5 protein-coding genes and 1 pseudogene are annotated in these 7,915 nt (G+C 70.9%); 3 read left to right on the forward strand and 3 right to left on the reverse strand.

Translation table 11 applies throughout. The annotated features are described in order from the left end of the window. Window positions 1–4 precede the first annotated feature (4 nt). The gene (gene cobN, locus A5709_RS03210) at window positions 5–3,577 is read right to left on the reverse strand and encodes a cobaltochelatase subunit CobN (RefSeq protein ID WP_068117932.1); all 3,573 of its coding nucleotides are present in this window, start codon (window positions 3,575–3,577) and stop codon (window positions 5–7) included. Between the two features lie 3 nt (window positions 3,578–3,580). Further along, window positions 3,581–4,249: an alpha/beta hydrolase gene (locus A5709_RS03215; RefSeq protein WP_068117944.1), complete on the reverse strand. Its 669-nt coding sequence runs from the start codon at window positions 4,247–4,249 to the stop codon at window positions 3,581–3,583. Between the two features lie 128 nt (window positions 4,250–4,377). Here A5709_RS03215 and cobG point away from each other — a divergent pair, with 128 nt between their 5' ends. The 3 genes from cobG to A5709_RS03230 are packed head-to-tail and all read left to right on the forward strand — an operon-like array spanning window position 4,378 to window position 7,584. Next, window positions 4,378–5,475 (forward strand): precorrin-3B synthase, encoded by a 1,098-nt coding sequence (gene cobG, locus A5709_RS03220; protein ID WP_067946293.1) that lies wholly within the window; start codon window positions 4,378–4,380, stop codon window positions 5,473–5,475. 4 nt (window positions 5,476–5,479) lie between these two features. Further along, window positions 5,480–6,106: a precorrin-8X methylmutase gene (locus A5709_RS03225; RefSeq protein WP_068117934.1), complete on the forward strand. Its 627-nt coding sequence runs from the start codon at window positions 5,480–5,482 to the stop codon at window positions 6,104–6,106. After that, a complete protein-coding gene (locus A5709_RS03230; RefSeq protein ID WP_067946297.1) occupies window positions 6,103–7,584 on the forward strand; it encodes a precorrin-2 C(20)-methyltransferase in 1,482 nt (493 codons plus the stop codon). The genes A5709_RS03225 and A5709_RS03230 overlap by 4 nt, the downstream gene beginning before the upstream one ends. Here A5709_RS03230 and A5709_RS28325 read toward each other — a convergent pair. Beyond that, window positions 7,581–7,915: pseudogene (locus tag A5709_RS28325) on the reverse strand (hypothetical protein); the annotation flags it as partial. The gene A5709_RS03230 and the pseudogene A5709_RS28325 overlap by 4 nt on opposite strands.

Consider the following 7,915-nt stretch of genomic DNA (forward strand, 5'->3'; position numbering starts at 1 on the left):
GGGATCAGCCTTCCAGGTCGCCCTCGGTCTCCAGCAGCGCCTGCCGCAGGCCGTCGAGGGTCTCCGGTTTCGGCTGTTCCCACATGCCGCGGCCGGCCGCCTCCAAAAGCCGTTCGGCCATGCCGTGCAGCGCCCACGGGTTGGACTCGGCCATGAACTTCCGGTTTTCGGGATCCAGCACATAGCTCTCGGTGAGCTGCTCGTACATCCAGTCGGCCATCACCCCGGCGGTGGCGTCGTAGCCGAACAGGTAGTCAACGGTCGCGGCCATTTCGAACGCACCCTTGTAACCGTGCCTGCGCATCGCCGCCATCCAGCGTGGATTGACAACGCGGGCGCGGAAGACCCGGGTGGTCTCCTCAGAGAGCGTGCGGGTGCGGATCGCGTCGGGTCTGGTGTTGTCGCCGATATAGGCGGCGGGCGCCTGCCCGGTCAGCGCCCGGACCGTGGCCACCATGCCACCGTGGTACTGGAAGTAGTCGTCGGAGTCGGCGATGTCGTGTTCGCGGGTGTCGGTGTTTTTGGCGGCCACGGCGATCCGACGGTATTGGCGGTTCATGTCGTCGACCGCCTCGCGACCGTCCAGGTCGCGGCCGTAGGCGAACCCGCCCCACGCGGTGTACACCTGCGCGAGGTCAGCGTCGTCGCGCCAGTTGCGGCTGTCGATCAGCTGCAACAGCCCGGCGCCGTAGGTTCCCGGCTTGGACCCGAAAATCCTTGTGGTGGAGCGCCGTTGGTCGCCATGCTGGGCCAGGTCGGCCTGCGCGTGCGCGCGCACATAGTTGTCGTCGGCGGGCTCGTCGAGGCCGGCGACCAGCCGCACCGCGTCGTCGAGCATCGTCACCACGTGCGGGAAGGCGTCCCGGAAGAACCCCGAGATCCGCACGGTCACGTCGATGCGCGGGCGGCCCAGCTCGGTCAGCGGGATCGGCGTCAGGTCGACGACGCGCCGCGACGCGTCGTCCCAGACCGGGCGGACACCCAGCAGCGCAAGCACTTCGGCGATGTCGTCGCCGGCGGTGCGCATCGCCGAGGTGCCCCACACCGACAGTCCCACCGACTGGGGCCAGCGCCCGTGGTCGTTGCGGTAGCGGTTCAGCAGCGAATCCGCCAGGGCCACACCGGCTTCCCAGGCCAGCCGCGACGGTACCGCCTTCGGGTCGACGGAGTAGAAGTTGCGGCCCGTGGGCAGCACGTTCACCAGGCCGCGCAGCGGTGAGCCCGATGGGCCGGCCGGGATGAACCGGCCGTCCAGCGCGTTGAGCACCTGCTCGATTTCGGCGGCGGTTCCGGCAAGCCGGGGCACCACCTCGGTGGCCGCGAACCGCAGCACGGCCGCCACCTCGGGGTCGTCGGTGATGCGGTCGGCGGCTTCGGGATCCCAGCCGCTGGCCTGCAGCGCGGCGACGAGTTCGCGCGCCGCGGACTCGGCCCGGTCGACCGAAGAGCGTTCGTCGGTGCCGTCCTCAGCCAGGCCCAAGGCCTGCCGCAACCCGGGGAGGGCGTGCTCGCCGCCGAACAGTTGGCGGGCCCGCAGGATCGCCAGCACGAGGTCGAGTTCGACATCCCCGGAGGGCTTTTGGCCCAGGATGTGCAGGCCGTCGCGGATTTGGACGTCCTTGATCTCGCAGAGCCAGCCGTCGACGTGCAGCAGCATGTCGTCGAACGAGTCCTCCGGCGGCCGCTCCGTCAGCCCGAGGTCGTGGTCCATCTTCGCGGCCCGGATCAGCGTCCAGATCTGCTGGCGGATGGCGGGCAGCTTGCCCGGATCCAGCGCGGCGACGTTGGCGTGCTCGTCGAGCAACTGCTCCAAACGGGCGATGTCGCCGTAGGTTTCGGCGCGCGCCATCGGCGGGATGAGGTGGTCCACGAGCACCGCGTGCGCCCGTCGCTTGGCCTGGGTGCCCTCACCGGGGTCATTGACCAGAAAGGGATAGATGAGGGGCAGGTTCCCCAACGCCGCGTCGGATCCGCAGGCCGCCGACATGCCCAACGTCTTGCCGGGCAGCCATTCCAGGTTGCCGTGCTTGCCCAGGTGCACCACTGCGTGCGAACCGAATCCGGTGTCGAGCCAGTGATAGGCGGCCAGATAGTGGTGGCTGGGCGGCAGGTCCGGGTCGTGGTAGATCGCCACCGGGTTCTCCCCGAAGCCGCGGGGCGGCTGCACCATCAGCACCAGGTTGCCCGCTTGCATTGCGGCGATGACGATTTCACCGTCGGGGTCGTGCGTGCGATCCACAAAGAGGTCGCCGGGCGGCGGACCCCAATGCCGGCTCACCGCGTCCGTCAGCTCGGCGGGCAGGGTGGCGAACCAGTCGCGGTAATCCTTGGCGGACACGCGTATCGGGTTGCCGGCCAGTTGGCCTTCGGTCAGCCAATCGGGGTCCTGGCCGCCGCGCTCGATCAAGGCGTGGATCAGGGCGTCCCCGTCGTCGGCATCGACCCCGGGCAGCTCGCCCACCTGATACCCACGCTCGCGCATCGCCCGCAGCAGCGCGACCGCGCTGGCCGGAGTGTCCAGACCCACCGCGTTGCCGATCCGGGCGTGCTTCGTCGGATACGCCGAAAACACCAGCGCCACCCGCTTGTCGGCCGGGGCGACGTGGCGCAGCTGCGCGTGCCGGACCGCCAGGCCGGCGACCCGCGCGCACCGCTCCGGGTCGGCGACGTAGGAGATCAGCCCGTCGTCGTCGATCTCCTTGAAGGAGAACGGGACGGTGATGATGCGGCCATCGAACTCGGGCACCGCCACCTGGGTGGCGACGTCGAGCGGGCTGAGCCCGTCGTCGTTCTCGCTCCACTGCGCCCGGGAGCTGGTCAGGCACAACCCCTGCAGGATCGGAATGTCCAGGGCCGCAAGGTGTTCGACGTTCCAACTGTCGTCATCGCCGCCGGCGGACACCGTGGCCGGCTTCAGTCCCCCGGCGGCCAGCACGGTGACCACCATCGCATCGGCGTCGCTCAGCCGTTGCAGCAGTTCGGGTTCGGCGGTGCGCAGCGACGCGCAGTAGACCGGCAACGGCCGCCCGCCGGCGTCCTCGATGGCCCGGCACAGCGCCTCGACGTAGCCGGTGTTGCCGGCCAGCTGCTGCGCCCGGTAGTACAGCACGGCGATGGTGGGACCTTGGGCGTCGCAGGCAGGCCGCTCCTGCTCGCCCCACGTCGGTGTGACCACCGGCGGGCTGAACCCGAAACCCGTCATCAGCACGGTGTCGGACAGGAAGGCGTGCAGCTGGCGCAGGTTGTCCACGCCGCCGTGCGCCAGGTAGATGTGCGCCTGCACCGCGATGCCGGCGGCGAGCGTGGACAGGCCGGTCAGCTCGGCGTCGGCGGCCTGCTCGCCGCTGACCAACACCGTCGGCGCCCCGCTGGCGATCACCGTGTCGATGCCGCTCTGCCAGGCGCGGTAGCCGCCGAGGATGCGGACGACGACGATTTCGGCGTCGTTGAGGAGGTCCGGAAGTTCGCTTTCATCCAGGCGTGCCGGGTTGGCCCACCGATAGTTCTTCCCGCTGGAGCGGGCGCTGATCAGGTCCGTATCGGACGTCGACAGCAAAAGGATGGTCGGCTCAGCCACCCATCATTCGTACCGTAGGGTCGCCACGATCCGGGCGGCGACCTCTCCGGCAACCCGCAGCGCCTCGTCGCTCTTGCCCGGCTCGTAGCGATCCGCGACGGCGTCGTAGTCGGCGCCGGCGATCGACCCGTGATCGGCCGCCAGCTCCACCAACTCGACAGGCCAGCCGACCCGTTGGAGGCGTTCGGCGAAATCTTTGCTGGCCGTCGCGGGAACCACGTCGTCAGCCAGGCCGTGCAGCAACGTGAACGGCGTGCCGACTCGGCCGGTGGGCAGCCCGTCGTCGACGCGTCGACCGAAGATCGGGTCGGGGACCATGAAGGCGCCCGCCAGACAAACGGTGTGGGCCAATTGGGCGTCGCCGTACAGCGTCACGGCCGCCGCGGCGACGCCTCCCATCGACCACCCGACGAGCACGATGCGGTCGGGAGCGTCGGGGAAGCCGCGGGCGAAGTCGAGCGATCGCAGCAGGTCCCCGCGCCCGCCGTCGTCGGCGTGAGAATTCCAATCCGGCGCAACCACCGCCGCGCCGTGCTCGGCGAGCATGCCGGCGAGGGGACCGAAGGCGGCGCGGGCATCGGTCTGCATGCCGTGCCACAGCAGGACGGTGGGCCGGGTCGAGTCGCCGTAGACATCCGCAAAGCGGGCTGGGGCGTACTCCACTGTCTGCACGGGCACGAGGGTGCCCAGGTCGGCGAGGCTTCAATCTCGAACGTGCACTCAGGGCGAAAAAACCGCCGGAATCTCGCCGTGAGTGCACGTTCGGCGCGAGACCGGGACCCCCTCGGTAGCGTGGGCACATGGCCAGGACGCGCGACACCGACGCTTGCCCGGGTGCGCTCCAGGTGCACCGGGCGGCCGACGGCGCCCTGGCGCGGATCCGGCTGCCGGGCGGCATGCTGACGGCCGCTCAGCTGGCGGCGCTGGCACACGTGGCGAGCGCGTATGGCTCATCGACGCTGGAGCTCACCGCGCGCGGCAATGTGCAGTTGCGCGGCATCACCGACGTGGCGGCGGCCGCCGAGGCGATCGCCCACGCCGGGCTGTTGCCCTCGGAGACCCACGAGCGCGTCCGCAATATCGTCGCGTCGCCGCTGTCCGGGCGCGCCGGCGGGAATCGCGACGTGCGGCCGTGGGTGGCCGAGCTGGACGCCGCCATCTGCGCCGAGCCGAGGCTCGCCGATTTGGGCGGCCGATTCTGGTTCAGCTTCGATGACGGGCGCGCCGACGTATCGGGCCTGTGCGCCGACGTCGGCGTGCACGCGCTCCCCGACGGCTGCGAGCTGCTGCTTGCCGGGCGCGACACCGGTATCCGGCTGGCGGCCGACGAGGTGGTCGAGACGCTGGTCGTCATCGCGACCCGGTTTGCGACCACGCGTGGAACCGCTTGGCGCATCAAGGAATTGGACGACGTCGAAAGCCTGCTGCCAGGCGCGGAACTGGGCGCCGTCCGCTTTCCCGCCGTCACCAAGCCACCGGTGGGCTGGATCAACCAGGATGATGGCCGGGTGGCGCTGGGCGCCGCGGTGCCGCTGGGGGTGCTGTCCGCGCGCGTCGCGGAATACCTGGCGGCGATCGAGGCGCCGCTGGTGATCACACCCTGGCGATCGGTGTTGGTGTGCGATCTCGACGAGGCCGTCGCCGACGTCGCGCTCCGGGTGCTGGCGCCATTGGGTCTGATCTTCGACGAAAACTCCCCCTGGCTGAACGTCAGCGCCTGCACCGGCAGCCCCGGGTGCGCGCACTCGGTCGCCGACGTGCGGGCCGACGCCGCGCAGGCGCTGGGCGCGGACTCGGCGGTGCATCGCCACTTCGTCGGCTGCGACCGCGCCTGCGGTAGCCCGTTGGCGGGTGAGGTGCTGCTCGCGACTGGCGACGGATACCGCCAGCTACGGTAATCGGGTGCTCGACTACATCCGCGACGCAGCTGAGATCTATCGCCAGTCGTTCGCGGCCATTCGCGCGGAAGCCGACCTGAACCGGTTCCCCGGTGACATCGCCCGGGTGGTGGTCCGGTTGATCCACACTTGCGGGCAGGTCGACGTCGCCGAGCATGTCGCCTATACGGACGACGTCGCCGCGCGCGTCGGTGCCGCCCTGCGCGGCGGTGCCCCGGTGCTGTGCGATTCGTCGATGGTGGCGGCCGGGATCACCGCTACGCGGCTGCCGGCCGGCAACGACGTGGTGTCGATGGTGGCCGATCCGCGCGCCGCCGAGCTGGCCGCGCGGCGGCGCACCACTCGATCGGCGGCCGGGGTGGAGCTGTGGGCCGACCGGCTCCCCGGCGCCGTACTGGCGATCGGCAACGCGCCGACCGCGTTGTTCCGGCTGCTCGAGCTGATCGACGAAGGGGTCGCCCCGCCGGCCGGCGTGCTGGGTGGCCCGGTCGGATTCGTCGGATCCGCCCAGTCCAAGCAAGAGCTCATCGACCGTCCGCGCGGGATGTCGTATCTGGTGGTACGGGGCCGCCGCGGCGGCAGCGCCATGGCCGCCGCCGCCGTCAACGCGATCGCGAGCGACCGCGAATGACGCCCCGCGGCACCCTATGGGGAGTCGGGCTGGGTCCAGGTGACCCGGAACTGGTGACCGTCAAGGCGGCCCGGGTGATCGGCGAGGCCGATGTGGTGGCCTACCACAGCGCCCGGCATGGCCGCAGCATCGCGCGCGGCATCGCCGAACCGTACTTGCGGCCCGGTCAGATCGAGGAGCATCTGGTCTACCCGGTGACCACCGAGGCGACCGACCACCCCGGCGGCTACGCCGGCGCACTGGAGGACTTCTACGCCGAAGCCACCACGCGTATCGCCGCCCACCTCGACGCGGGCCGCAATGTGGCGCTACTCGCCGAGGGCGACCCACTCTTTTACAGCTCGTACATGCACTTGCACACCCGGCTGACGCAGCGGTTCGACGCCGTCATCGTGCCGGGGGTGACCTCGGTGAGCGCCGCTTCGGCGGCCATCGCGACGCCGTTGGTGGCCGGTGACGAGGTGCTCTCCGTGTTGCCGGGCACCCTGCCGGTCGCCGAGCTGACCCGCCGCCTGGCCGACGCCGACGCCGCCGTGGTGCTGAAGCTTGGTCGCTCGTATCAGGCTGTGCGGGAAGCGCTTTCGGCGTCCGGACAGCTTGACGACGCTTATTACGTCGAGCGCGCCAGCACCGGCGGGCAGCGCATCATGCCCGCCGCCGAGGTCGACGAGGCGGGCGTGCCGTATTTCTCGCTGGCCATGTTGCCGGGCGGCCGCCGCGGACGGCGGTCACCCCATGCCGGCACCGTCGCGGTCGTGGGCCTGGGGCCCGGCGACACCGATTGGATGACGCCGCAGAGTCGGCGCGAGTTGGCCGGCGCCACTGACTTGATCGGCTACGGCGGCTACCTGGACCGCGTCCCGGTGCGCGACGGCCAGCGGCGGCACCCGAGCGACAACACCGACGAACCGGCGCGCGCCCGGCTGGCCTGCACGTTGGCCGAGCAGGGGCGGTCCGTGGCGGTGGTGTCGTCCGGCGACCCCGGAGTCTTCGCCATGGCCACTGCCGTGCTGGAAGAGGCCAAAGAGTGGCCGGGGGTGCGGGTTCGAGTCATTCCGGCGATGACGGCCGCCCAGGCCGTCGCCAGCCGCGTCGGCGCCCCGCTAGGCCACGACTACGCGGTGATCTCGCTGTCTGACCGGCTCAAGCCGTGGGAAATCATCTCGCAGCGGCTGGCCGCCGCGGCCGCCGCCGATCTGGTGCTGGCCATCTACAACCCGGCGTCCAAGACGCGAACCTGGCAGGTCGGCGCGATGCGCGACCTGCTGCTGGAACATCGCGAGCCCGGGACGCCGGTGGTGATCGGCCGCAACGTTTCTGGGCCCGACGAGGACGTTCGCGTGGTGCGGCTGGCCGATCTGGACCCCGGCGAGGTGGACATGCGCTGCCTGCTGATCGTCGGCTCCTCGCAAACCCAGTGGCACGCAAGCGATTCCGGCGACCGCGTGTTCACGCCAAGGCGCTACCCGGTCGGTTAATCGTCGTTGCCCCAACTGCTGGGCATCATCGGTACCGTGGGGCCGTCGCGCAACCCGTCGCGGGTCAGCGTGGCCAACCCGGCGGGCTGGGCGATACCGGATTTCGGTGCGGCCCCGGCGAATCCGAGCGGTCCCGCGCCCTGACCCGAGTCGCGCACGGTGTCCGCACCTCCCTCGTCCACACCCGAGTCCTCGTCGAGGTCCATGAATTCGTAGCGGTACGCGCGGTCCGTGGCCGTCCCGGCGCGACGCCGACGGGCTCGCGCCTTTTTCTTCGCCGCTGCCGCCGCCGCGACCGCGGCCGGCGCGTCGACCTCGTCGGGCGCCGGTT

Origin of the sequence: Mycobacterium sp. E1386 (assembly GCF_001672745.1) — a bacterium.
In the GTDB taxonomy this organism is placed as follows: Bacteria; Actinomycetota; Actinomycetes; order Mycobacteriales; family Mycobacteriaceae; genus Mycobacterium.

Bases quoted from the DNA above. Each gene is read 5' to 3' on its own strand.
- cobG (WP_067946293.1), top strand. From the start codon at position 4,378: ATGGCCAGGACGCGCGACACCGACGCTTGCCCGGGTGCGCTCCAGGTG.
- A5709_RS03230 (WP_067946297.1), top strand. From the start codon at position 6,103: ATGACGCCCCGCGGCACCCTATGGGGAGTCGGGCTGGGTCCAGGTGAC.